The following is a 26,203-nucleotide window of genomic DNA, read 5'->3' as shown; positions in this document are numbered from 1 at the left end:
GTACCAGGTTGTAAGGATGTTGTTTTCCTTGATCTAAGAGTATCATCCGCCAAAGTCGTTATGAATGAAGTTTTTTAAGCCGCTTATGCGGCTTATTTAAGATGTTTGTCGAGGATCGGCAATATGAGTTGCACCGAGGTTCCCACATGCTCCATGCTGTTGATCGTTAAGCCATAATCCTCTCCGCATATCGTTTTGATGCGATCGTGGACATTTTTCATGCCGATGTTTTTGCTTGGCGCCTTGGATTCCGCAAGCAGCTGCTGCAGTTCCAGCAGCCTGTCCTCTCCGATGCCCGCACCGTCGTCGTAGACCGTTACGACCAGCTTGCTGCCGGCAACCTCCAGCGATACAAGCACGCTGCCCTTCCCGCCCTTGGGGCGAATGCCATGCTGGATCGCGTTTTCGACGATGGGCTGCAGCGACAGCTTTAGAATGGGGGAGTCTCTTCTCACCTCGTCGGCGATTTGCAGCCGGAGCTCGATTCGGTTTTCGTAACGAACGCGAATAATATAGAAATAGTCCTCCAGATGATTCAACTCTTCCTGAATGGATACCCAATCCTCTCCGTAGTCGATCACGTATTTCAACTGATTGGACAACGCCAAAATCATATCGGCCACTTCCTCGTCATCGTTGTAGACGGCATTCATCCGAATGACTTCCAGCGTATTGTACAAGTAATGGGGACGTATCTGGCTTTTCAACGCGCTGAGCTCGGCTTGCTTTTGCTTGATTTCCGCGACGTACGCATCATTGATAAATATTTTGAGCCGATCCACCATTCGATTAAAGCCAAAGGCCAGCCTGCCAAGCTCGTCCTTGCCGTATCTCTCGATGTGCGTGTCCAGATTCCCCATTTCGACCTTATTCATATGCAGCAGCACATTGCGAATAGGGGCCGCGAGCCGCTTGGAGAACCAGGTACCCATTGCCAGCAGCACGATCGAACAGACGATAATGGCGATATAGACGGTCGATTGAGTGGATGTCAATTGCTCGAACAGCCCATTTTTGGATACCCGCATAAAAACCTCTCCCTTTAGATAGGGAACCTCATCGCTAAACGTCAGATAACCGCTGTCGTCGGAACGATCCAATACGGAGATCGCTTCTCCGTCTGCCGCTTCCTTGCTGCTGTAGTAGACTTGATTGTCGCTGTCGAGCACGTAGAGCTCATCATCTCCGGACAAGTTCGTTTCCTGCAGCAGACTATCCAGCACCCCCGCGTCTACGTCGATAAAAAGACTTCCTACTACTTTAGGGTCCGGAGTCAGCGTGCCGGAAATATCGATCAGGTTGCGCGCGAACGTTATCACCTTCTGATTCGGCGCGTTGTAATAATATTCGCCATGGGTCGGATAGATCGACAAGTAGTTGGGACGCTCCTCAAGCGGCTTCAGCCATTGATCGATGGGCAATTTATCCGCGAGAAGAGGTTTGCTTTGCTTCGTCTGGTAATAAATCTTTTGATCCAGCGCTCTTACGAAGTAGACGCTTCGAATATGCTTGTCGCTATATAACACTGTTCTTAAAAACGCGCCGATAGGAACGCTGTTGATTTGCTCGAACTCGTTTACGTTAGCCGTCTGATCGACGGACAGCGTAGGCGAATAACCCTCATATCTGCCTGTGTACATTAGTCTCGTTATTTCGTCGTAATCCGAAAAAAAGTTGTTGATATTATAGCTCAAATATAAGGACATCTGCTTTAAATTGTTGATCGTAAACTGCTGAACATGACCGCTGAATGCCTGCAGCGAAAAGATGCTAAGCGCAATAAGCGGTATCAAACCGACCAGCAAAAACGCAGCCGAAAATTTTACAAAAATACTGTTCCACCACTTCCTCAAGATCGCCAACGCCTCCCACTCCCCCGAATAATAAGCAAGAAAGCATGTCCCGCCATCCGCGCATGTTCCATATGCGCAAAGCGAAGCATGCTTTCATCGAACGTTCCTATCCTTTTATTGCCTTAATGCTTGCTTGTACTCTTGCGGCAGCTTGCCTGTCTGCTTCTTGAACATATCGCTGAAGTGGCGGGCGTTATTGTAGCCCACCTGCTCCGCGATTTCGTAGATCATCATATCTGTGTGCGTCAGCAGCTCCATTGCCTGCTTCATTCGCAGATCCGTAACGTATTGTTTGAAATTGCGTTTCATATGTTTCTTGAAAAAGCTGCTGAAGTAATACGGGTTCATAAACGCGATGCCCGCCACCGATTCCAGGGAAATATCTTCTCTATAATGCTCATCGATATAGGCCGCTATACGGGCTATTAACGTTTGTTCCTTGATCCCCGGCTTGTCGCCGATCCGATTGTACAGCTCCAGCAGCATATCGTATATCCCGTCGCATAAATCCTTATAAGTGACATAGGTTTCCAGCCGACCCTGCAAATGCTGGATGTCGAAGCCGAGGTCCGACATGGGGACATCCGCTTTCTTGACCTCTTGCACGATAAAGAGCATCGACGAAAAGCAAGTGGATACGGCAAGCTGCCGGTTACCGATCGTCGCGCTTTCGATTAATCGCAGCAGCGTTTGCATCGAAGCTTTCGCACCGGACCAGTCTCCCCCGGTCAGCGACTTGATTATGCCGGACTGGAGCGTAAACCATTCGTTTTCGCTGTCCTTGCGTTGCTCCAGCTTGCGGTACGGGATGACACGGTTCAGACCTTCGTAATAGGTCATCTCCAACGCCCTTTTTGCCTGATCGCCGGATTGCTTGAGCCCAAACAGGGTTTCTGCCGGTTCGCCCACGCCGACGGAAACCTTGAGTTTCAAATAGTCCGCTATATTGCGGCGGATGGCATCGGCCAACCGAAGCGGCACATCCTCCGAGGTATGGTTAAGCACGAAAATATGGGCTCCGTTCTGAATGAAGGAGTATCCTTTGCCGTATAAGCCAAGACTTTCTTGCACAATGTTATGAATGGCGAACTCCACAAGCTTCTGCGTTTGCGCCGGCCAGCGCTCGCTGTCGTTGCCCAGAGGGTCGATGCCGAGAATACCGATCGTATATAACGAATCATCCAGCTTCTCGAGCAAATACGGGTAACCCTCCGACTGCTCCGAAAACGTTCCTTCGGCAAGCTGGGCCAGCCATCCGCCCACTTCGTCGTCTCTGTTTTTGCGCTCCAGCAAGTTCAGCTTGTCCCGGATCCGCCCTTCCTCGTTTTCCTCCGAAATCTGGCCCAGCGTCTTCTTGATGACGGCCTCCAATTCCGTTTTTTTAACGGGCTTGACCAAATAATCGACCGCGCCGTAAGCGACGGCGTCTCTGGCATAAGCGAATTCCTGATACGCGCTGATAAATACAACTTTGATCGGCAGCTGGCGCCGCTTGATTTCTCTAATAATGTCAATGCCGCTGAAATAAGGCATATTAATGTCGCTGATGACCACATCGGGCTTATAGGTCTCGATGGCCTCGAACAGCTCTTTGCCGTCGTAAGCATAACCCGCAATTTCCATGCCGTGTTGATCCCATGGAATCAGCTTGGTGAGCCCTTTCAATATGATCGGTTCATCGTCGGCCAGCACGACGGATATTGCCATTCGGCGACACTCCTTCCTCGTTCATTCATCTATACAAGCTAGTATACCAAACGGATTTCAAGATACTCTTCGAACTAAGCGATCGATGGGATGCAAAGGTAGTTTAGCACAGGTTAACAGAGGGCGTATGGGCTTTTTTTAAGGGATTTCAGCACTTTTTTTAGAACCTTCTCACTCTCCGACCGTCCGAACGCCAAAGAACCCGAAGGAAGTCTCTCGATCTTCCGTCAGGTTCCATATCTCCCTTGGTATGAGCGGGATCAAGAAACGGCTTTATTATTCCGTTTGCAGTCCGTGTTCTTGCACTCGTGGTAATTACCAATAAAGTCCAGTCGATGATCCAGCACCTTGAAGCCGTATTCCCGCTCCAGCCGCTCCTCCAGATCCGTCAGCCAATCCTCCTTGATCTCATCCAAAGCGCCGCATCTCTGGCAGATAAGATGATGATGCATATGCTCCTGGCCTTCGCCGCGAAGATCGTACCTCGCAACCCCGTCGCCGAAGTTCATCTTGGCGACAACCTGCAGGTCGGCTAGCAGCTCAAGCGTCCGGTAAACAGTCGCAAGACCGATCTCCGGGAATTTCTCCTTGACGAGCATGTACACGTCCTCCGCGCTCAAGTGATCCTGCTCGTTTTCAAGCAATACGCGCACGATGATCTCGCGCTGCGTGGTTAACTTGGAGCCATTCTCCATTAATGCTCGTTTAATTTTGTCGATCTCAGCCGAAACGTTCATTCCGCCCTGCTCCCTTCCAGCTCGTTATCTATTTAGAGGTTATTATGGGCTTTCCTTGTGTGTATGAGGAATCCTAACCTGGCAGTCCAATTATTTAGAATTATTCTAAACTAATGGTAGTCGATTTTCGCTAATAATGCAATCTCAAGTTGCGAACATTGTCGCCATATTCATCAATATGACATATATGGTTCGCGCGTCTATTTATTTTATAGCATTAACGTCTTCGACTCAAACAAAATGTTTGTAATGGGATACGTTGTTTCTGCTACACCAAAAAGCCGACCTCTCGGCCGGCTTACTTCGAATCAATATAGGGCATCGATTGTTTCCTCAAATATCGGCTAACACCTGGTACCAGATGCCTCGTTTGGAATAAAGCTTGGAGCGCACCTCATCCCAGCCGCCCAGATAAGAGATATCGAACAATCCTTCCGGTACGACAAATTGTCCGCTCAGCTCCTGCTTGACGTTTTCCCGAGCCGGCCGGAAGCCGTGCTTCACGAACACGCGCTGCGCTTCCTCGGCATGCAGAAAGGCGATAAACGCTTCCGCCACTTCTCTGGTACCGTGTTTGTCGACGTTGCGATCGACTACGGCCGCCGGATTTTGAATGAGAATGGTATCCTTCGGCACAACGATCTCGTACGGCACCCCTTGCTGGATACGCGCCTTGAGCTCATTCTCGTACGTTACGATGACGTCGCCCACGCCGTATTCGAAGGCGGCCATCGACGCCCGTCCGCTCTTGTCGAGCGATTCCACGTTGGCGTGAATGGATTTCAGGAACGACTTGGCATACGTCTCCGACTTTTCTCCTTCAAGTTCTTCGGAGCGCTTCAAACCTGCGCCGTAGATCGCGTTGATATCCCACTGCGCGCCGCCGGACGTCTTGGGGTTCGGATACAGCACCTTAACGCCATCCTTCGCGAGATCATCCCAGTCCCGAATGCCCAGCGGATTGCCTTCGCGCGTTCCCAAAACGACGATGGATTCCGTAATCATGCCGCCATCGCTGCCGACGCGCCAATCATGACTGATGAAGCCGGCGTCTTCGATTTTGTCCAGATCACCTTCCATCGCCAGGACGGCGACATCGGCTTCGAAGCCGCCCGCGATAGCCCTTGCCTGGGTACCCGAGGCTTCATAGGACTCTTGGAACACGAGGCTTTGGCCCGTTTCCTGTCGCCACTTCTCCTTGAAGGCCGGCAGCAACTCCGCGAAAGCGTCCTTCACGACGGAATAGGCGCCGATAACAAGCGTCACGTCGCCTTGCGGAGAGCCCGGCTCAGCCTCTTGCTCCCCGCAGCCCGCCGTGGCCAGCAATGCCGAGGCAATCAGAAGAGATGCCAGAAGCTTTCTGTATATTGATGATTTGCGTTTCATCCATGCAACAACTCTTTCTCGTGAAAGTCGGCTTATAGCTAGATATGAATGGGCATCGGATCAACCTTTAGCGGATTCTCCATAATCCAGCTGTCGTTGTCGTTGAACATATAGGCGCGATGCACGAGTACCTGTACTTGCCCTCCCACTTGGAGCACCTCGCGTTCCAGGGATCGGTAGGTAATCAGCTTCGTATCGCCGATCGCAAGCTCTACCATCCATTCGCTTCCGCGAAAGTGCAACTGACGGACGGTTGCCGTCGTTGCCGCCGATGCGAGCTTGATCTCGCCCGGCTTGCCGTGCTCGATATATTCAGGACGAATGAGTGCTTTGGTGCCGGGTTGACTGGATAATGACTCGAAGCCCTTTAAAATGGATATATCCTCAACGATCGTGGACTCTCCGATAAAGCTCGCAACGAACGGCGTCTCCGGATTTTTGTAGATGTCCCAAGGGCTGCCCTTCTGCTCCAGACGTCCCTTGCTGATGATCATGATTTCGTCGGCTACCTCGATGGCTTCCTCTTGGTCATGCGTAACGAAGATCGATGTAATGCCGACGCGCTCGATCATTTCCTTTAGCCAAGTCCGCAGCTCCGTCCGGATCTTGGCGTCGATCGCCGCGAACGGTTCGTCAAGCAGCAGCAGTTGCGGTTCGGGCGCCAGCGCCCTCGCGAACGCGACCCTCTGACGCTGACCGCCTGACAACTGATGCGGGTAACGATGCTCGAAGCCCTTGAGCCCCGTAAGCTCGATGAGATACATGACGCGCTCGCGTATCTTCTCTTTGGAAAGCTTCTTGACCTTAAGACCGAAAGCAACGTTATCGTATACCGTCATATGCTTAAACAGCGCATAGTTCTGAAAGACAAAGCCGATGCCCCGCTCTTGCGGAGGCAGATCGTTAACGCGTTGGCCATGGAACACAATATCGCCGCTGGTCGGCGTCTCGAGTCCCGCCAGCATGCGCAAAATGGACGTTTTGCCGCCGCCGCTCGGTCCCAAGAGCCCGATCAGCTTGCCCTTCTCGATGTCGAAGCTGACGTCTTTGACGGCGTTGAAATCGCCGAAGCTTTTGTTTAAGCCGCGAACCTCAATATGCATGGCTAATGCACTTCCCTTCTTTTCTTCGACCATTCCATCAGCAGCAGCAATCCGACGGATACCGCGGCCAGCACCAGCGCGATGCCGTTCGCTGCTACAACGTTAAAGTTTTCCACGTCCTGGTAGACCAGGGTCGTTGCTGTCTGCGTTTTGTTCATAATGTTGCCCGAGACGACCAGCACCGCTCCGAATTCGCCCATGGAGCGCGCCACCGTTAGTACGACGCCATAGATGACGCCCCAGCGGATGGACGGCCAGGTAACCTTCCAGAAGGTGTACCAGGAGTACGCCCCCAAGGTAGAAGCCGCCTCTTCCTGCTGAGCTCCGATTTCCTGCAGCACCGGCATGACCTCGCGGACCATAATCGGAAATGTGACAAACAGCGTCGCCAGAATCATGCCCGGCAGCGCGTAGACGATATTGACGCCCATGTCGGCGAACAATGCTCCAATGACGGTGCTTGGTCCCAGTATAAGGACGATCATGAGACCGCCGATTACGGGCGATACCGCAAACGGAAGATCTACGATGCTATTAAGCAGTCGCTTAAGCCGTGGTCCCAGCCATTGCGCTCTTACAAGGTACAACGCCAGCATGACGCCGAACAGCGTGTTGATGATCGTAACGAGAACGACGATAATGCCCGTCATCATCAATGCATGGATGGATTGCGGACGCGACAGCGCGTCCCAGAAACCATCAATTCCTTCCTCCCATGCACCCGTAAAAATTTTAACCAGCGGCACGATCAGCAGAAGCGTAAATATGACATAAGTCAGGATGATCCACAGTCTTCTCACGGTGTCGACCTCCTTGCTTGCAGCTGGTTCACGAGCCACAGAATCAGGAAGGACAACGTCAATAACATAACGGATACGGCTGCAGCGCCTTGCGGGTTATTGCTCTCGATCTCTCCGAATATAAAGACGGACGCAACAAGCGTCTTGCCGGGAATATTGCCCGCAACCAGCACGACGGCCCCGAATTCCGCCAGCCCTCGGGAGAAGGCAAGCATTGCGCCGCTCAAAATACCGGGCAGCATCGTCGGAAAGATGACGCTAAAGAACGTCTTCGCCTTGGAGGCGCCGAGCGTGTAAGCCGCTTCTTCCTCGGAACGGTCCAGCTCCTCCAGCAGCGGCTGAATGGCCCGAATGACAAAGGGGAACGTCACGAACAGCATCGCGATGACGATAGCCGGCTCGTGGAACACGATCTCGATTCCAATCTTTCCGGCCAGCATGCCAACCAGGCTGTTAGGCCCCAGCAACAGAAGGATAAGTAGACCTCCTACCGCGGTAGGCAGTGCAAAAGGCAGATCGACGAGACTGTTCAGTATGCTCCGGCCCGGGAAGCGGTAACGGATCAGGACCCAGCCTATCATCGTACCGATCAACATATTGAGCACTGTGGCAATCAGAGCCAGCTTGAGGGTCAACAGTACGGCCTTCCAGGCCAGCGGATCCGAGACGCTTTCCCAAAATGGCGTCCAGCCGAGCGAGAAGGATTGGGTATATATCCCGACAATCGGCAGTACAATAAGACATAAAAAGTAGATCATGATGGCGCTTCTGAATCCGAAGCTCCAGGCTTTCCCCCGGAATATTTCGTTCACTGTGACATAACCCTCCAAACCATCGGCTCGAGCCGCAGGTGTGTTAACCACTTCATAATTACATAATTCCTATTAGCTTACTAGGTATTATAAATTTAGCATCCACCACTAAAGGAAGTCAATGGTTAATTACGAAAAACTGATCGGTTTAATAGCCTATTCTTATATATAAGTACGTCGACTCATCCGTAGACCCGATAACTCGAACAATTACTCTCGCGTGTCGGCGGCGGACACGCCCTCTGGTACCACTGCGCATAATCGCTCGAAAAGCGGTAGTTAGCGGACTTAAGTCGACGTGAGCGACTTACACATTCGAAAAGCGGACGATTTACTTTCTGGCGCCTAAAAACGCCGAAAAGCCGGCGCTCAACGCGCCGGCTTCAAGTCTATTCGCCTTCGATATAATAGCGGCTCTCGCCTTCCATGATGACCGACTGGCCTTGCGTCAAATCCGTCATCCACGCGATGAACGCGTCCTTGCCCGGCTCCTCCGGCAGACAAAGGACAGTGACACGGTCGGTGAATTCCGTGCCCCCTACTCGCGTACCGCGGCCGTGCAGCTCGTTCTCCAGCTTGCCGTACCACGTGTAGTCCACGTCAACGAACACCTCGCGATGTAGCACCAGTTGGATCTCCTCAGCAGCCTCGATACCCGCTACCGCACCGTCCGTATAAGCCCGCACGAGTCCGCCAGCGCCCAGCATAATGCCGCCAAAATAGCGGGTGACCACTACAACGACGTTTTTAAGGCCTTTGTTTTTGATCACCTCGAGAATTGGTTTGCCTGCCGTGCCGCTGGGCTCTCCGTCATCGGACGCCTTCTGGTGCTGATCGCGCTCTCCGACCACGTAGGCGGAGCAATTATGCGTAGCCTGACGATGCAGCCGCTTGATCTCATCGATGAAAGCGACGGCTTCCTCTTCGGTTTCCACAGGTTTCGCGTAGCCGATGAACCGCGATTTTTTGATGACGATTTCTTTGCCGGCTTCTTGCCTGACCGTTTTATAGCTGGTTAAGTTCATTTGTTTCGCCTCCCGTCCCCGGGAACTACAGACGCGCTTCCAGCTCGGCTTTTTCCTTCTCGAAGCCCGGTTTGCCAAGCAGCGCGAACATATTGCGTTTGTAGGCTTCAACGCCCGGCTGATCAAACGGATTCACGCCCAGCAAGTAACCGCTGATGCCGCAAGCCTTCTCGAAGAAATACACCAGGTAGCCGAACGTGTACGGCGTCATGTCCGCGATGTTCACGATCAGGTTCGGCACTTGGCCGTCCGTATGCGCAAGAAGCGTACCTTCGAATGCCTTTTTGTTGACGAAGTCCATCGTTTTGCCCGTCAGGAAATTAAGTCCGTCGAGGTTATCGTCGTCATGGCCGATCGTGATGTGCTCCGCAACTTCCTTCACTTGAATAACCGTCTCGAAGATGTTCCGGTTGCCTTCTTGGATAAATTGGCCCATGGAGTGCAGATCGGTCGAGAAGTCGACGGATGCCGGGTAGATGCCTTTGTAATCCTTGCCTTCGCTCTCGCCGAACAGCTGCTTCCACCATTCCGAAACGAAGTGCAGGTTAGGCTCATAGTTGACGAGAATTTCCGTCACTTTACCCTTGCGGTACAAAGCGTTGCGGGCAGCCGCGTACTGATACGCCTCATTCTCCGCCAGGTTCGGGTTGCCGTATTCCTTGGATGCGTCAGCCGCGCCTTGCATCATGGCATCGATGTCGATACCCGCTACCGCGATCGGCAGCAAACCTACAGCCGTCAGTACGGAATATCGGCCGCCTACATCATCCGGAATGACAAACGACTCGTAGCCTTCTTCGTTAGACAGCTTTTTGAGAGCGCCCTTCTCCTGATCCGTCGTTGCATAGATACGTTTGCGAGCTTCTTCCTTGCCGTATTTTTTCTCCAGCTCCGCACGGAAGAAACGGAAAGCAATTGCCGGTTCCGTCGTCGTGCCGGACTTCGAGATAACGTTGATGGACCAGTCTCTGCCTTCCAGCAGCCCCAGCAGATGAGTTACGTAAGTCGAGCTGATGTTGTTGCCAGCAAACAACACTTGAGGGGTCTTGCGCTGTTCCTTCGACTGGATGTTGTAGAACGAATTCGACAGCATCTCGATCGCGGCGCGCGCGCCCAGGTAAGAACCGCCAATGCCGATGACGATCAGCACTTCGGAATCGGATTGAATTTTGGAAGCGGCCTCTTTGATTCTAGCGAACTCTTCCTTATCGTAATTCGTTGGCAGATCGATCCAGCCCAGATAGTCCGAGCCGGCTCCCGTGCCGTTATGTAATTGGCCATGTGCCGCTTTGACCTGCTCTGTCAGGTTGTCGATCTCGTGTTGACCGATAAAAGCCAGTGCCTTGCTATAATCGAATTGAACGGTTTTGCTCATGTTTGCTAATTCCTCCTCTATGTAACTATTCCTTTAGAATATCGGATTAAAGCCCCGAATACAAGCATAACCCCCTGTTTGGAGGGGGCCTGCCATCCGCTTCTCTGCTTAATAGTAGGGAGAAATCATGAGGTATACGACGACGCCAGTGAAGCTGACATAAAGCCAGATCGGCATCGTCCATTTCGCGATTCTGCGGTGCTTCTCCACTTGATTCGTCATGCCGCGAACGGCCGACATCAGCGCAAGTGGCACAACGACTACCGCAAGCACGATATGAGTAAGCAGCACGAAGAAATAAATCCCCCGAAGTATGCCTTCGCCGCCGTATTTGGTCGACTCCGTCAAGTAGTGATAGGTTACGTAAGAGACGAGGAACAGCGTTGTGGACAAGAAGGCCAGACCGATAAACGCCCTGTGCATTTTAATATTTTTGCGCTTGATGGCTACCAGCGCTACGACAAGCGTCAGAAACGTGAAGCAGTTGAAAATCGCGTTCAGCAGCGGCAGCATTTTAACGTCGAAACCGACTTCGCCGTCGTAGGCCGGCAAAAAGAACAGGATCGCGACCAACGCCACTATGACGACCGTTAATACCGCCACCAGCGGCGTGTAATTTCTTTCCTTCATGGATTGGAATCCCCCTATTGCAAGTTGGTAGTGATTGTTTTAACTTTAGCCCATTTTCATAAGGGAATACAATGTCGGAGTGTTGACGTTTATGTGAAATTGCGGCGCCACAATTAGAGGGGGCTTGTTTATGCTCGGATGGACGGGCCATTGTAGCTGAAATTCCGTACACAAGCGGCCTGGCTTGTTCGGTGGCGTTGCTCCGACAACGCGAAAGGCCGCATCGCTATAACGATGCGGCCTCATCGGCTGACGCGATTACTCGTAAATGTACGAACAACAGTAGTCCGTCACTTCGGCAACCTGAAGCTTGAACTTCGTGTTGGCGGGAACTTTGAATTCGCCCTCGCCTTGGATATGGATCCATTCCGTTTCGCCTGGCAGGAGCACCTTAAGATCGCCGCCCAGAATTTCCATAATTTCAAGGCAGTCCGTGCCGAATTCATAGTCGCCGGGCAGCATGACGCCAAGCGTTTTCTTTGTTCCGTCTGCGAATACAACCGCGCGGCTTGTTACTTTGCCGTCGAAATAGACGTTTGCTTTTTTGATTACGGTTACGTTCTCGAATTGCGACATGATTGATCCAATCTCCTTTAGTCCTCAGCAGGCGTAGTATTTGAATAATGGCAAAGCGAAGCGGTCGACGCCGTTCTCCTTAGATGCAGCGCGTTTTCATACAATCCAAGTAGGCCGGGGAGGAATTCGTTCCAACGAACGAAGCCCTTCCCAGCCTCTCATATGGCTATTACAGCAATGCTTTTACCTTGCTTACAACATTCTCGACCGTGAAGCCGTATTCCTTGATCACGCGGTCGCCGGGAGCGGATGCGCCGAAGCGGTCGATGCCCAAAATGTCGCCTTGATCGCCTGTGTAACGCTCCCAGCCGAACGGATGCGCCATCTCGATCGCGAGACGAGCTTTCACGCCTGGCAGAATAACCGAGTCTTTGTAAGCCTTAGGCTGGCGCTCGAACAGATCCATGCTCGGCATGCTGATGACCCGAACCTGGATGCCTTCTTCCGCCAGCGCTTTCTGAGCGGCTACCGCCAGCTGCACCTCGGAGCCCGTTGCGATCAGCTGCGCTTGCGGCTCGCCGGCAGCGTCGGAGACTACGTAAGCGCCTTTGCTCAAGTTCTCGCGGGCGCCCGTTACGGTGCCTTCGAGAATCGGCAGGTTCTGGCGAGTCAGCACAAGCGCGATCGGATTGCCCTTGTTCTCTGCCGCGTAAGCCCATGCTGCGGAAGTTTCGTTGCCGTCTGCAGGACGGATAACCGTCAAGCCCGGGATAATGCGGATGGAAGCCAGTTGCTCGATCGGCTCATGCGTTGGACCGTCTTCGCCTACAGCGATGGAATCATGCGTCAAGACGTAGACGACAGGCAGATTCATCAGCGCGGCCAGACGGATTGCCGGACGCAGATAATCCGTAAAGACGAAGAACGTGCCGCCGAAAACTTTGATGCCCGAATGCAGCGCGATTCCGTTCATCGCCGCCGCCATGCCGAACTCGCGAACGCCGAAGTAGATGTTGCGTCCGTCGTAGCTGCCCGGTTTGAATTGCGTCAGGCCCTTCAGGTGGGTCATCGTGGAGCTTTCCAGGTCGGCGGAGCCGCCGGCCAGGTTCGGCACGCGATTCGCTAGACCGTTCAGGGCGTTGCCGGAAGCAACGCGCGTCGACAAAGGCTTGTCCTCGGTCGTGTACGCTGGAAGCTCCGCGTCCCAGCCCTCGGGCAGGTCGCCAGCCGTTGCCAGCTCGAATTGATTGGCAAGCTCCGGATAGGCGTCCTTGTAAGCTGCGAACAGCTCATTCCAAGCCGCGTTGGCTTGTTCGCCTTTGGCTTTTGCCTCTGCGAAATGCGCGCGCACTTCGTCCGGCACGTGGAACTGATGGTTCTCATCCCAGCCGTATACTTGCTTCGTGAGCTTCGTCTCGTCTGCGCCAAGCGGCGATCCGTGAGGACCGGCATGTCCGCCTTTGCCGCCTTTGTTCGGGCTGCCGAAGCCGATGACCGTTTTCACTTCAATCAAAGTTGGTTTGGAGGCGTCCGCTTTGGCTTCCTCGATCGCTTTCGTCAGCGCGCCGAGATCGTTGCCGTCGGAAACGCGTAGCACCTGCCAGCCATAACCTTCGAAACGTTTTTGTACCGTCTCGGAGTAAGACAGGCTTAGCTCGCCGTCCAGGGAAATATCGTTGGAATCGTACAGCACGACCAGCTTGCCCAGCTGCAGGTGACCGGCCAGGGAAGCCGCTTCATGCGAGATGCCCTCCATGAGGTCGCCGTCGCCGCAGATGGAATACGTATAGTGATCGATGACGTTGAAACCTTCTTTATTGTAAACGGCTCCCAGATGCGCTTCTGCCATTGCCATGCCTACCGCCATCGCGATGCCTTGGCCAAGCGGACCCGTTGTGGCGTCTACGCCAGCCGTATGGCCGAACTCAGGGTGACCCGGCGTTAGCGAGCCCCACTGGCGGAAGTTCTGCAGTTCTTCCAGCGGAAGCGCGTAACCCGACAGATGAAGCAAGCTGTACAGCAGCATGGAACCGTGGCCCGCGGATAATACGAAGCGGTCGCGGTTGACCCACTCCGGATTGGAAGGGTTATGGACCATGTCCTTGGCGAATAATTGGTAACCCATCGGAGCCGCGCCCATAGGCATGCCCGGATGACCGGATTTTGCTTTTTCGATGGCGTCGATCGCCAGCGTACGGATCGTGTCGATCGACAGCTGATCGATAGATTTTTGCGTGACAGACATTTGTGTTCCTCCTAATTTGTCATTCTCTGTACCTATCCAAAGCCAGGTTAAAAGCTTTGAATATTGTATCACCCGGCATTAATTGAATACAACCGTCTTGTTCCCGTGTACGATAACCCTGTCCTCGATATGCCACTTCACGGCGCGCGCAAGCACGACGCGTTCGATCGTCCGGCCGATTCGCTTTAAATCCTCGACGTTATCGCGATGCGTGACGCGCTGAACGTCCTGCTCGATGATAGGACCGCCATCCAGCTCTTCCGTAACGTAATGCCCCGTTGCTCCGATGATTTTGACGCCCCGGTTGTAGGCTTGCGCATACGGCTTGCCCCCTACGAAAGCAGGAAGGAACGAGTGGTGGATATTTATGATGCGGTTCGGGAACTGCTCGATAAACTTCGGCGAAATAATCTGCATATAGCGGGCAAGCACGATAATGTCCGCTTTGTCCGCGACGATCTCCATCTGCTTGCGCTCCGCTTCCGCCTTCGTCTCCGCGGTAACCGGGACATGATGGTACGGGATGCCGAACGATTCCACAAGCTCCCGCAAATCGGGATGGTTGCTGATAACCATGGCGATCTCGGCATCCAGCTCTCCTGCGCGCCACTGCCACAGCAGCTCCATCAAACAATGATCTTCCTTGGATACAAAGACCGCCATCCGTTTCTTGCGGCTGGCTCGAAACGTGTGCCACTTCATCTGGAAGCGGTCGGCGACCCTCGCGAAATCTTCCACAAGAACGGGAAGCTCCCGGTCCATGTCGTTTAAGTCGAATTCGAAGCGGATAAAGAACATGCCGCCTTCGGGGTCCATCGTATATTGGTCCGAGGAGACGATATTCGCGCCATGCTCATAGAGAAAATGAGACACCGCCGCGACGATGCCCGGACGGTCCGGACAGGAGATCAGCATCCGGGCTCGTCCTCCTTGTCCTTTCGATAGTTTGGTTACTTGAGATGACATCGGATAAATCTTCCTTTTCTACAATGAATTTTGTTTCCAAACCTTAAATGCGTGTTCAAAAAGTTCGGTTATCAGTACCGAGAAGATTGAAGGCAACTAGAAACTGAGGAGCGGAGCGTAGCAGAGCTACGTGAGCACCTGCAATGTTTCCGAAGGAAACATACTTCGTAAGCATATGCTTAGGTTCGGTTGCGTTCAATATTCGATGTCGAGTAAGCTTCTAGACATGCTTCGTAATGGGAATCGGACTTTTTGAACAACCTCTTTAAGCCTTTACGAGCAGATCTTTCCCTGCAAACCATGCCGTCAAGCGCTGGTTCACTTGCTCCTCCGACAGCTCGGAAGATAATGGACCGTCTACTTCCAGCATGTCGTACAAGCGCTCCATCGGCTCGCGCGGATCGGCTTTTTTCGCCTTTGCGTCATTTTTGAGCAGCGTCCACGTATCGATGATATACGATCTGGGATCGATCTCGTGCTTGCCGAAATAATGATGTAGCTTTTCGACGTCTTCAAGAAAACCTTCGCCAAAGCGCGCCTTCACATCACCGCGCAAAAGCGCAATCTCGGCTTCGTACATCGGCCGTTCCTTCTTGTCGACTTTGCCAATCCACGGCGTCTCCAAAATAAACGGCCGTCCCTTCAGAGCGTCGTGGCGGATAATGTTCGAGATCGCTTCGTGCCCCAGCCAGCCTGCGCCGATGGGAGCATGGCGGTCTTTGGACGCTCCCCGCGGATTTTTGCTGTCGTTAACGTGTACGACGGCGACGCGATCCAGTCCCACGATTCGATCGAACGTCTCCAGAACGCCGTCCAGATCATGGACGAGGTCGTAGCCTGCGTCGTGCATATGGCAAGTATCCATGCAGACGGTCAGACGATGGTTGTCCTTTACCTTCTCGATAATGGCGGCAATCTCCTCGAAGCTTCTGCCGATCTCCGTTCCTTTGCCGGCCATGGTCTCGAGCGCGATATTGACAGCCGTGCCGCTTGTTCCCGCGAGTACTTCGTTTAATCCCTCGGCAATCCTGTTGATGCCAAACTCCGCATCCTTGTCTGTGTAAGCACCTGGATGAAGGACGATATTGCGGACGCCGATCGCGTCCGTACGGCGAATCTCTTCTTGCAGGAAGTTTACGGCGAGCTCGAACGTATCATCCTTGTAGGAGCCTAGATTGATAATATACGGCGCGTGCACGACGATCTCGCCGATCCCGGCTGATTCCATCCGTGCCTTGCCTTCTTCGATGTATAATGTGTCGATGGGTTTGCGGCGCGTATTCTGCGGCGCCCCCGTGTAAATCATGAACGTGCTGGAACCGTACGAGATTGCCTCTTCGGCTGCAGTCAACAGACCCTTGTCCGAGAATGAAACGTGAGAACCTATTTTCAACATTGGCTTGAACGCCCCTTTCGGTTGATCAAACCTTATTTTACAAGGAATGTCGAAATAAATCTACGAATACGCTATAATTCATTATTGAGGTGACATAAGGTATGAACGGAACGCCAAGCTGGTTTATGTATTTTATCGTTTTCTGGGCGATCGTGATGGTTATAGCCATGTCCGTTGGCGGCTTCTTCATGTTCCGGAAGTTCCTGAAGGTGCTCCCGATGAGGGACGGAAAGTCCAAGCTGGATTGGCAGAATTATTGGGTCGAGCGCAGCCGCAGCATGTGGGGCGAAGAGTCGAAGCAGTTCCTCGATGAGCTGGTATCGCCGGTGCCTAATGCCTTCCGCGACATTGCCAAACATTCCATCGCGGCCAAGATCGGTCAAGTCGCAATCGAACACGGAGCGAAGACCGTTACGCGCGAGCATTGTATTGAGGGCTACATACGCGCAACGCCCAAGCGCGATTATCGGATCCTTATGTCGTTCATGGAACGCAAAGGCATCGACTACAGACCTTACGAACATTTGATTAACAAATAGTGCTGACGCACTTGGCGACTAACCGCCAATAGATGTATTGTTTCAGTGTCGTCATGTCCGGTTAGACATATTTATGCAACCCCGCCACCCGCTCGTTCGTCTTACTATCGTAGGAGGTGGTTCAACCATGAAGAACAAACGCAGAACAAAGACCGCTGGAGCAGCCGCATTATTAATGGCCGTCATGCTTACTGCATCGGCTTGCGGCGCCAACAATAGCAACGCAGGTCAAAACGTGAACGGCTCGCCCGAGCCCGGTATTAATGACCAATTGCCTGAGGAGAGCGGGATTCAGGATCCAGGCTCTATCGGCGACGACGATGAGACGAAGCAGCCCGAAGAGTCCGCTCCTACTACAGGGGCCGGCACGGATCCGGACGCTCCGGCCGATATCATTATTAGCAACGAGGGAATCTATACCGGCCTGATCGATTCCAATTCCATTGAAATCAGAACCGATGAGGGAGCTGCAGCTTACCGCATTACGGAAGAGCTTTCTCCCGCGATCAATGAGCTTGAATCGGAAGCGCCCGTCGCATTCGAATATACGGAGAAGGTCATTGACAGCGAACAAGGCATCAAGCAGCTGTGGCTGACGAAGATCGAAGCCAAATAACGGCCGGGGAGTGACGGGGGATGAAGGTTGCAATAACGGGCGGGACGGGGTTTATCGGACAAGGTTTGACCAATGCTCTGATTGGGCGTGGCGATACGGTATGGATTATTACACGGCGTGCTGCCGCGAAGCAACCCGCCGACTCCGGACCGAGTTACGCAACCTGGGATATGCTGGAGCGGGACCCTTCCATCCTGGAAGGAATAGACGCCATCGTTAACCTGGCAGGAGAGAGTATTAACCAACGTTGGACGAAGTCGGCCAAAGCCCGTATCATGGATTCCCGAAAATGGGCTGCGGCGCGAGTCGGACGTCTCGTCCGTTCGCTCCAAGATGGCCCCTCCGTCGTCGTTAATGCTTCCGGCATATCCGCCTACGGCAGCTCGGAAACGTTAGTTTTCGAGGAAGACAGCCCGACGGCCGTGACCGACTACTTATCGGAGGTCGTGCGCAGTTGGGAAGAGGCGGCAGACGCCATTCCCGCGAAACGTCTCGTAAAGCTGCGAATAGGGTTGGTTCTCGCCCGCAAGGGAGGCGCCTTCCCGTTGATGCTTCTTCCTTACCGATTGTTCGTTGGAGGCCGCGTCGGTTCCGGCAAACAAGGCCTCTCCTGGATTCATATCGACGATATGATCGGGCTCATCCTGTTCTGCCTGGATAATGACGACATAAAAGGTCCTGTCAATGCCTCTGCTCCCGAACCCGTCAGCAACGACGAATTCGGCAGGGCAGTCGGAAAAACGATCGGACGGCCGCATTGGTTTCCGCTTCCGGCAGGACTGATGCGAGTCGGGCTCGGCGAGATGTCTACGCTTCTGCTTGACGGACAACGCGCGCTTCCCGTCAAGTCGACCAAGCTGGGCTTCCGCTTTCGGTATCCCAAGCTGGAACAGGCGCTCACGCAGCTTCTCGTTTCCCAATAAGCCAGCCCTCCCTGGGCTGGCTTTTTCTAGCCCTTGCCGAACTGATAGGCAGGTCCTTTGTTTCCCGTTAACTGTATCGTATCTCCGACAGCTAACGGATAGGATTTGTAAGGCACCATCATCGTCCCATTAAGCAGGCTCCCATTCCTTGACCCCAAATCCTTGGCAACATGACAGCCTTGCTCTTTCACAATCTCCAGATGCAAGCGCGATACCCCGTCCGCCTTCTCTTCGTAGCCATCGCCTCCGCTGCCTCGCCCGATTCGAAACACTTCCGACGAGATCGGAATCACCTCTTCCTTGCCATTCCACCGCCGTCTTAGCAGCACATCTTCCGCAGCGTAGCCTCCGCCATCATTCGCTTGGTCGGCATCCTTTCCGCCCAGGACAGTCGTCGGGGCAAGCAGATCGTCCATTTTCCGCTGCTCGTCCTCCGCTTTTTTCACTTGAGGAGGCAATGCATAGCTTCCCAGCGAACTGGTCGTCACGCCGTCCTTGCGATCGCTTTCGTCTTGCATGCTCCATGACTCGCGAGGCGAGTCGCCTGTCCGCCAACGTTCTCCCGTACGCAAAGGACCAGAATGCAGCTCGAACGAGGCTGACATGTCCTCCCCTTCCGGCACAGGTGCAGACGGTTCCAGCAGCATGCCGGCTCCCCTTCTCCACATCCATACCACGGCGGCCAATAGCAGGACGGTCAGGCCAAGGCTTACGAGCATCGTCTGCGTTGTGCTATAACCAAGATAAACGAATCGCCAAATACATGCCGTGCCCAGTACCCCGCCCGATGCAATCAGCCAGCGCTGGCTTCCTGATTTCTTGGCGGCCGCTTCGCTGCTTTCAATAAAACTCTCCTCGCCTTGATCGCAAGATTCAATAGATTCATTAGTTGTAATGGATGAATAGCCGCGTCCCCGCCCGTGCATTGAATCCTCCCGTTCAGGAGCGCTGTCCTCGAATATACGGGAAGCTTGCATTCGGTTACGGGTGCTGCCGCCCATATCATCCAAGTGTTGTTTAAATTCATGTCCTCTTGTTATCCCATCATTGCCGGACGCCGCCTCTGGCAACAGATGCTTGCTGCCGAGCTTCTCCATCATCAGCTCCCTAAGCTCTTCGAGCGGCCATCGATTGCCGCCGAACATCTTCAGCACTTCCTGCAAGCCTTCTCCGTCCACATGCTCGATGTAAGCAGACCATCTGGCTACCATCGCTAATAAATCATCACCAGCCGCACTCTCTTCCTCGCGGGCATGCAGCGGCACATAAACAAACGAAACGTCTTCAATATTCTCCCCGACAAATAGAAAGGTATCGCCAAGCATGCATCCTTCCGGCCGAAGCATATAATCTCTGCATTCCAACAATCCGGAAACGACTTTGTGCAGCAAACCATAGAATTGATCCATCGCGAGGGGCTGCTGCTGCAGCCTGTGGATCAGCATCTTCTTGCCGTTCAGCGCATAACGGAACGTGACGTTCCCGTCCATCTCCATCCATTCCATTGGCAGCAGGCAAGGCACGTTTTGCGATCTCAGCATGTTGATTTCCAGCTCGTCCAGCTCGGATCTGCGAATGCCACCATCCTTGTCGAGCGTCATCTCGTGGCCTCGCCCGTTGACGAAATCAATGCGATACGGCTTCAACACGATCCCCCCTTTCTTCAATAACATGATGTTACGCAAGCGAAGGCCAGACCAGCGCAACAGCTGGCAGAACGGCAAGCATGAAGGGCATCCGCAGGCGTGAGCGGACTTTCCTGGAGCTCTTCTCATGACTTAAGGCAATGGCCGATTCGCCAATTCGAACTGCTCCGGCTTTCTCGGCAACGCCTGAATCAGTACCTGAATCATCAACGCCAACGCCTGACTCAACAGCATCCGACTCGGTCAAATAACGGATCGCTTTTTTTATCGCAACCGAAGGGAGCATTCGTCCTGCGAGCAACAGAAGACCAATGATCCCTGCGCACACTATGGAGGCCATCATAAGCTGCAGAACGGTCCCGACGCCAATCCAAGCGCCTGCCGCGCCAAACAGCTTGACATCTCCTGCTCCTATGCCTCCAAGTGCATATAGCAGCAGCAAAGGCAAAAATCCCGCCGTTGCCCCCCAGCTCGCGGCAGCGAGCCCTGCAACACCGTTTATCGAAACATGATACAACAAGCCTGCAACGAAGAAGGTAAACGTGAGCCAATTCGGAATCCTTCTCCACTTCATGTCGGTTATAAACGCCGCAAGCAGCAGCAACAAAAAGGCTGCTAAAGCAAAGCTTGTGCTCATGTCGGCCCTCCTTTCTTGTACAACGAAGGAAATGAAACTAATCGCCCAGGTTTCGTTTCTCGACCAGAAAATGTTTCGACACATTGGATGCCGCATGCTCCCCTTCCGCAGTCACGGTCAATTTCCAAATGCCTGGCGTTGTATTGCCCGACACATGCCAAGTCCAGGACACAAAACCTTCTCCATCCGCGGTGGCATCTCCAAGATGCTTCGCCTTGCTGGCGCCGCTTTTGTACATAACGCCTAATGACACCGGTTGGCCGGGATTCGTCAGTACGGTCACGGTCGCCTTCTGACCGGGGCGAAGCGGAGTCGGCGTAATGGAGACGATTTGCAGATGTGGGCTTTCATTACCGTCTCCACCGATCTTCGAGCCATAGGCAGCCGCCACCGCATCGCTAATCCAAACCCGCTCGCGAACCTGTTCCTTCAGTACGATTTTCTTCCCCAGCAATGGCATCCTGACAGGGAATTCATATTGAATAACAACGGTTAGATAAGCGTCATCCTTGTTAACCAGATCGGGAAGCATAAGCTTGGCCAATCTCAGTCGTTCCGGACGAAGGACCGTCTCCGCCGCAAACCTTCGGGCAAGCGGCTCGATGGTGCCGCGTCCCAGCTCTGTCGCAGCAAGATCTACAAGCGGTCCCCAATCGCCGCGAAGCGCCGAGCTTGCCAGCTCGCCAGCCGGCCCAGGCAGCCATTCCGCCGCCTCGGCCGCGACTTCGTTCCACTTCGGCAGCTCATCCTTAGAAGCAGCCGGCGCCGGATGCGACGGTTCTGCTCCCGTTACGCTGCCGGCGATTCCATCTACGGCAAGCTCAGCCGGATATATATGCGAAGCCAGACTGCGGGCTGTCTGCGAAGCCGTCTCATGCAACGCCATCTGTGCCGTGCAAAGCATGATGGGCAGCGCGAAAGCCATCAATAAAAAGATCAGAAGCGGCAGCACGATCGCCGCCTCGACAACGATGGAGCCATTCGTTCTGCCCCTCAATTCGAGAAACAGCTTCAAAATCTTCGCTTGTTCAGTACGACCAACCCACCGTCTCGGAGCTTTCGAAGCGACCATCGTTCACCCTCCCCTTCAACAAACCAAGCCTGCCAATCAGCTTCGTTGCTCCGGGTAAAAACCATAGCTTTATAGAGATCGACGCTTCGCCTGTAACGCCTGACGGTACCTGCGCCAGCACCAGATCGCTATTTTGCTCGATGACGGCGATCATTCGGGACAGCCTTTCCTCCTCCTTGCCTCCATGCAGAAGAGCAAACAATCGCAAATAATCCAGATAGCCGAGCTCTACCTTCGCATATTTCGATAATGGCGCGCTTCCTTTGCGGGCGAAGCTCAGCATATCCTCCGCCGTCTTCTCCAACCCATAGAGTATGGCCCCGGACAATATTAACAGCGGGTGCCCCAGATTTTTGCTCACGATCAAGCCTTCCATCGTACGAACAGCCAGTCTGACGCCGAACAGCTCTCCATATGCGGCAATCAGATTGCCTATAGGATCATGGAATCCATACAGCCAATATTCCATCTCTTGATTGTGGAAGGAGGCTGCTTCCGCGATCCCTTCGATGTCCCGATCCTCCATTAGATCCAGCAGCTGTTGAGGGGCAAAGTGGCTGAATCTGTCCGAAGCGTATTCCCCGTAGTAGAACATATCGCGGCTCTTTGCCAGCAAGTCAGACATCCCTGCAAACAATCCTTCCATTTGCCCTGTCGAGCGCTCCACCGCTTGATTCGCATCCTTGGCTTGCGACCATCCGGTTCCGTCGTTATTCCCGTCCTCTTGCTGCTTCTGATTAAAGAGCAGACTGTCCTCGTAACGCGACTTCACCGATTGGAACAGCTCCCGATGCTCCGGCAAATCCCGCATGCCGGCCAGACCGTTCAACAGCCTGCCTGCATTCTGCCAAGCTGCAGCGGTCTTGGCTTCCGTTTCCTTCAGTTGCTTCTTCATATCCGCATCCGCAAGCTCCGTCTTCCGTTTTGCCAATAACGAAGCTTGTCCGGCATAGACCGATTCATAGTGCTTAACGGCCAACTGTATCTCCGTCACGCCTTCATTCAGCAGCCTTGTCGCTGCGGCAGATCCCGGCGAAGCCATCGCACTGGACAGCCTGGACAGCAGTTGCTCGACCTGGCTTGCGATCCCCTTGCCGCTCGTCTCTTGATCAACCAGCTCCTGCCGGTACGAACTCCACCAGCCTTCATTCCGTATGAGTTTATCGCCGCTGCTGCGTACCTCCTCCAGCTCGGAAGCGGCCGTCCCTGCGTCTGGGTATGGCTCTGCGCCGGGCACATCCTTCCCGCGAACTCCGTCATACCCGCTTGGAGAAACAGTACGGCTATTTATGCGGATCATCTCGTCGTTGACGGCCTCCGACTGCTCCAGCTGTCGTCGCGCACGGGATAACAGCTCCGCGTGCTTTTGCTCCAATGCCGCGCTTGCCGAGCGAAGCCGCCCAGCCAACGAAGCAGCCTCTTCCTCGAATGAGGCGATCTCGTCCCCATTCTCCGGCTCATCTGCTCCGTCATCCTGTCCAACCTGTCCGGCATAAGCGGCAAATCGCTCCAGCAGCGACTGGACCGTTCCTTTATGGACGGAGTTACTGCCTAGCTTCAAAGCAGCCTTCCCGGCAGGCACAAGCGGAAGAACCTCGCTTCCAGCTACGATGTCCGCCGCCTGCTCCTGCAACAGCAGTACATCTTCCAGCAGCTTCTCTCGCTTCTCGTACAGCTTGCGCAGCTCGTCGAGCGTATGGAACGTCTCGCCGCTCTCCCGCAGCGAATCTCCCAGCGGAACAAGCTTGGCCACAACTTCCAGCGTCATATCGACTGGAGCCTTATATTTCATCTCTTCCAGCACTTGTCTTGCGAATACGTCATGATCTCCCAGCACATGCGACGTATGAAGCTTGGCATCCTCAAGCCGAGTACGGACCAGGCCAAAACCTCCAGCAGCCGCCTCCTCTCCGCGACTGCCTTCGAGAACCTCCCGGAATATTTCCTCGCCTTCGCTGCCGCCACGTCCGAACAATCCATATCGTTCGTATAACCAGGAATCGTATGCCGACAAAACGGAACGGACGCCTGTTCTGGCCGCGTTCTCGGACATAAGCCCCATTGCCGCAATTCGCGCGTAATCGATCAAAGTGCCGAAGAACAACAACAGCGATGATAGGACAATAACGGCAAATATCGTGATCGTGCCATCTTCCCTGTCAATTAAATATCGCCATATCGTATGTCGCATACCCGCTTCCATCCTCCAACCGCTTCCTATTCTCTTAAGGCTGGCTGCCTCCCCCATAGGATGACAGCACTTTCCCTGCCTGTTTCTTCGAAGTCGCCTTGCCTGCTGACGAGCCAGAAAATTTTTTCGCATAATAACGCGCCAAATCGACATGACGTACGAAATCGACAGGAGCCGTAATCAGAGCGTTCGATTGTCCCGTCGGATCAACAAATTCGCCTTTGCCCCATGAACGAAATACGTTGGAACCGATCGGCTTCTCCAACTTCGTACGCACCAGCCTAAACAGTCCGTCGTTGACCCGCGTCACCTCGCCCGAATACGAAAGCCCTGCTGCAGCAATCCAATCCGAAGCCAGGTACAGCTTGGTTACGGCAAGGGCACTCCCTGCTCCCTCCGTTCGCCCGGATGGCAACGACACGGATACCGTCTCCGAATGACCGATCAATCCGAACAGGCTCCCCGTTACGCCATCGCTTCCAAGCTCGGTATACAACCCGTCATAGGCTGCCTCCGTCAATATTCCCGATCTCGGATCCCGATGACTGTTGTCCCAAGCGAAAGCAGCCCGTTCCGACGTAACGGCGGACGTATAACTCACAACGACATTCTGGTAGACGAACATGCCCATAAAGAGGAATAGGAAAATCAGAATGAACAGCATGGGAAACACCATCGCCGACTCCAAGCTGAAGCTTCCCTCCTCACGTCGCCATAGCCTGTTAATTCTCGAAGATGCGATTGGCTTCATCGTCCGCTTTGCCCATCAGGTTCTCGATCAGCTCGATAATCCAGTCCTTGAACAACAGTGCGATAATAATGACGACGGCTATAATCAATATGATCTCGAGCGTACCCAGCCCCTGATCATTCCTCCAGAACGATCTCCATCCCGCTGTCAGCTTTTTCATTCGATCTCATCCCTCTCTTATCTTGATTAAATGTAAAACCCCTTAGACCGTGTTCAAAAAGTTCGGTTTTCAGCACCGAGAAGATTGATTGAAGGTAGAAACTGAGGAGCGGAGCGTAGTGGAAGCTACGTGAGCACCGGAAGTTTCGCCTGAATTCAATATTCGATGTCGAGTACACTTCGTGGCATACTTCGTGATCAAAAGCGGACTTTTTGAACAACCCCTATTTCGATCTCAGGACATGAGTAGAAACGCAGGCGCAGCGACCACCACCATCATAATAAACAGGATGCCGACCAGCGGAAATACCAGCTTCGACGAAGCCTCCTCGCCGCTTGTACGCGCAGCAGTCTTACGCTTCTCCCATAATGAATACGAGAATTCTCTCAACGCCAGCACGAAGCGATCGCCTCCTCTGCGGTAATTCAGCAGGATAACCGTCGAAAATATGGCAACCTCCTGAACGCCGCAGCTTCTGCCCAGCCTTTCGATCGCTATGCCGAACGACTGCCCGTTTTGGAGCGAGAGGACGGCATGCCGCCATTCCCTATGCAACGGACTGTCCCCGTATCCAGGCCCGCCATTAAGGCATTTCGCGAATGCGCCCTGCACAGTCTCCCCCGCGCCGACGAGCAGCGTCAGCTTGGCCAGCATATCCGGAAGCGCCGCTATGATGGCTCGCCTCCTGCGCTCTACTTCGCGATCCGCTTCCACAAATCGACGCAGCACCAGCACAATGGCCACGACGGCTCCCATCATGGACATTACCGGTTCGCCCGTGAACCCTGCCAGGATCAAACTTGCCGTCAAAGCTCCATATGCCTGTCCAAGCGACTGCGCCGCCGCTGATCTTGTCTGCTCTACCGACCACGAGACACCCTTTAGCACCATCAGCTGGCGATGAAGCGTCTCGACGCGGAGTCTCGCCACCTCGGGACGCTCCGCCAATGCAAGAACACGAAGGAAGGGTCTTGCCAGCAGGACCTCCTGCCACCCCCCGGAGGGATCTCTTCTCAATCGGATCGCACTCAAAAGTTGCTTTATCGCCGCCGCACCGATCAGATATAACCATATCGCGACCATACCTGTCGCTGATGCTGCCAGCATGCCATCCACT

At 53.7% G+C, this 26,203-nt stretch carries 24 protein-coding genes; 3 read left to right on the top strand and 21 right to left on the bottom strand.

Annotated features, from left to right (window positions below):
* Positions 1-92: 92 nt before the first annotated feature.
* The 14 genes from KJW29_RS01820 to KJW29_RS01755 form a co-directional block, all read right to left on the bottom strand.
* Positions 93-1,853 carry a cache domain-containing sensor histidine kinase gene (locus KJW29_RS01820; RefSeq protein ID WP_246608543.1) on the bottom strand — a complete coding sequence of 587 codons (1,761 nt, stop codon included), beginning with the start codon at positions 1,851-1,853 and terminating at the stop codon, positions 93-95.
* Between the two features lie 114 nt (positions 1,854-1,967).
* Positions 1,968-3,560, bottom strand: coding sequence for a response regulator (locus KJW29_RS01815; protein WP_214628533.1), 1,593 nt, complete (start codon positions 3,558-3,560; stop codon positions 1,968-1,970).
* Positions 3,561-3,820: 260 nt separating this feature from the next.
* Positions 3,821-4,297 (bottom strand): ferric iron uptake transcriptional regulator, encoded by a 477-nt coding sequence (gene fur, locus KJW29_RS01810; protein WP_087570820.1) that lies wholly within the window; start codon positions 4,295-4,297, stop codon positions 3,821-3,823.
* A gap of 333 nt (positions 4,298-4,630) precedes the next feature.
* The gene (locus KJW29_RS01805) at positions 4,631-5,683 is read right to left on the bottom strand and encodes a sulfate ABC transporter substrate-binding protein (protein ID WP_214628532.1); all 1,053 of its coding nucleotides are present in this window, start codon (positions 5,681-5,683) and stop codon (positions 4,631-4,633) included.
* Positions 5,684-5,721: 38 nt separating this feature from the next.
* A complete protein-coding gene (locus KJW29_RS01800) occupies positions 5,722-6,786 on the bottom strand; it encodes a sulfate/molybdate ABC transporter ATP-binding protein (protein WP_214628531.1) in 1,065 nt (354 codons plus the stop codon).
* Positions 6,787-6,788: 2 nt separating this feature from the next.
* Positions 6,789-7,586 (bottom strand): sulfate ABC transporter permease subunit, encoded by a 798-nt coding sequence (locus tag KJW29_RS01795; protein WP_087570823.1) that lies wholly within the window; start codon positions 7,584-7,586, stop codon positions 6,789-6,791.
* A complete protein-coding gene (gene cysT / locus KJW29_RS01790; RefSeq protein ID WP_214628530.1) occupies positions 7,583-8,398 on the bottom strand; it encodes a sulfate ABC transporter permease subunit CysT in 816 nt (271 codons plus the stop codon). The genes KJW29_RS01795 and cysT overlap by 4 nt, the downstream gene beginning before the upstream one ends.
* 389 nt (positions 8,399-8,787) lie before the next feature.
* Positions 8,788-9,423 (bottom strand): YigZ family protein, encoded by a 636-nt coding sequence (locus tag KJW29_RS01785; RefSeq protein WP_214628529.1) that lies wholly within the window; start codon positions 9,421-9,423, stop codon positions 8,788-8,790.
* A gap of 25 nt (positions 9,424-9,448) precedes the next feature.
* The gene (locus tag KJW29_RS01780; protein WP_087570826.1) at positions 9,449-10,798 is read right to left on the bottom strand and encodes a glucose-6-phosphate isomerase; all 1,350 of its coding nucleotides are present in this window, start codon (positions 10,796-10,798) and stop codon (positions 9,449-9,451) included.
* A 108-nt stretch (positions 10,799-10,906) separates the two neighbouring features.
* Complete coding sequence (locus KJW29_RS01775; RefSeq protein WP_214628528.1) at positions 10,907-11,428, bottom strand: DUF420 domain-containing protein; 522 nt, start codon at positions 11,426-11,428, stop codon at positions 10,907-10,909.
* Positions 11,429-11,686: 258 nt separating this feature from the next.
* Positions 11,687-12,004 (bottom strand): pyrimidine/purine nucleoside phosphorylase, encoded by a 318-nt coding sequence (gene ppnP / locus KJW29_RS01770; protein WP_087570828.1) that lies wholly within the window; start codon positions 12,002-12,004, stop codon positions 11,687-11,689.
* A 169-nt stretch (positions 12,005-12,173) separates the two neighbouring features.
* Positions 12,174-14,189 (bottom strand): transketolase, encoded by a 2,016-nt coding sequence (tkt, locus tag KJW29_RS01765; protein ID WP_214628527.1) that lies wholly within the window; start codon positions 14,187-14,189, stop codon positions 12,174-12,176.
* A gap of 78 nt (positions 14,190-14,267) precedes the next feature.
* The gene (gene purU / locus KJW29_RS01760) at positions 14,268-15,155 is read right to left on the bottom strand and encodes a formyltetrahydrofolate deformylase (RefSeq protein ID WP_087570830.1); all 888 of its coding nucleotides are present in this window, start codon (positions 15,153-15,155) and stop codon (positions 14,268-14,270) included.
* 265 nt (positions 15,156-15,420) lie between these two features.
* On the bottom strand, positions 15,421-16,551 hold the full coding sequence (locus KJW29_RS01755) for a deoxyribonuclease IV (protein ID WP_214628526.1): 1,131 nt from the start codon (positions 16,549-16,551) through the stop codon (positions 15,421-15,423).
* 101 nt (positions 16,552-16,652) lie between these two features.
* Between KJW29_RS01755 and KJW29_RS01750 the strand changes: the two genes are divergently transcribed.
* From KJW29_RS01750 to KJW29_RS01740, 3 genes are all read left to right on the top strand, one after another.
* Positions 16,653-17,090 (top strand): DUF2621 domain-containing protein, encoded by a 438-nt coding sequence (locus KJW29_RS01750; protein WP_087570833.1) that lies wholly within the window; start codon positions 16,653-16,655, stop codon positions 17,088-17,090.
* Between the two features lie 127 nt (positions 17,091-17,217).
* Positions 17,218-17,706 carry a hypothetical protein gene (locus KJW29_RS01745; protein ID WP_214628525.1) on the top strand — a complete coding sequence of 163 codons (489 nt, stop codon included), beginning with the start codon at positions 17,218-17,220 and terminating at the stop codon, positions 17,704-17,706.
* Positions 17,707-17,726: 20 nt separating this feature from the next.
* Complete coding sequence (locus KJW29_RS01740; RefSeq protein ID WP_214628524.1) at positions 17,727-18,629, top strand: TIGR01777 family oxidoreductase; 903 nt, start codon at positions 17,727-17,729, stop codon at positions 18,627-18,629.
* 26 nt (positions 18,630-18,655) lie between these two features.
* Here the strand turns inward: KJW29_RS01740 and KJW29_RS01735 are convergent, their stop codons facing one another.
* The 7 genes from KJW29_RS01735 to KJW29_RS01705 all read right to left on the bottom strand — a co-directional run bounded on the left by KJW29_RS01735 (position 18,656) and on the right by KJW29_RS01705 (position 26,193).
* The gene (locus KJW29_RS01735) at positions 18,656-20,275 is read right to left on the bottom strand and encodes a DUF6382 domain-containing protein (RefSeq protein WP_214628523.1); all 1,620 of its coding nucleotides are present in this window, start codon (positions 20,273-20,275) and stop codon (positions 18,656-18,658) included.
* Positions 20,276-20,306: 31 nt separating this feature from the next.
* Positions 20,307-20,912, bottom strand: a complete 606-nt coding sequence (locus KJW29_RS01730; RefSeq protein ID WP_214628522.1) for an A24 family peptidase — start codon at positions 20,910-20,912, stop codon at positions 20,307-20,309.
* A 37-nt stretch (positions 20,913-20,949) separates the two neighbouring features.
* Positions 20,950-21,984 carry a TadE family protein gene (locus tag KJW29_RS01725; RefSeq protein ID WP_214628521.1) on the bottom strand — a complete coding sequence of 345 codons (1,035 nt, stop codon included), beginning with the start codon at positions 21,982-21,984 and terminating at the stop codon, positions 20,950-20,952.
* Positions 21,941-24,175 carry a TadE/TadG family type IV pilus assembly protein gene (locus tag KJW29_RS01720; protein WP_214628520.1) on the bottom strand — a complete coding sequence of 745 codons (2,235 nt, stop codon included), beginning with the start codon at positions 24,173-24,175 and terminating at the stop codon, positions 21,941-21,943. The genes KJW29_RS01725 and KJW29_RS01720 overlap by 44 nt, the downstream gene beginning before the upstream one ends.
* A 34-nt stretch (positions 24,176-24,209) precedes the next feature.
* Positions 24,210-24,863, bottom strand: a complete 654-nt coding sequence (locus tag KJW29_RS01715; RefSeq protein ID WP_214628519.1) for a hypothetical protein — start codon at positions 24,861-24,863, stop codon at positions 24,210-24,212.
* 34 nt (positions 24,864-24,897) lie between these two features.
* The gene (locus KJW29_RS01710; protein WP_087570841.1) at positions 24,898-25,086 is read right to left on the bottom strand and encodes a Flp1 family type IVb pilin; all 189 of its coding nucleotides are present in this window, start codon (positions 25,084-25,086) and stop codon (positions 24,898-24,900) included.
* A gap of 234 nt (positions 25,087-25,320) precedes the next feature.
* The gene (locus KJW29_RS01705) at positions 25,321-26,193 is read right to left on the bottom strand and encodes a type II secretion system F family protein (protein WP_214628518.1); all 873 of its coding nucleotides are present in this window, start codon (positions 26,191-26,193) and stop codon (positions 25,321-25,323) included.
* Between the last annotated feature and the right edge of the window lie 10 nt (positions 26,194-26,203).

The sequence above is a fragment of the Paenibacillus agaridevorans genome (assembly GCF_018604145.1).
Classification (GTDB): Bacteria; Bacillota; Bacilli; order Paenibacillales; family Paenibacillaceae; genus Pristimantibacillus; species Pristimantibacillus agaridevorans.
This window is presented reverse-complemented; position numbering and strand designations above follow the sequence as displayed.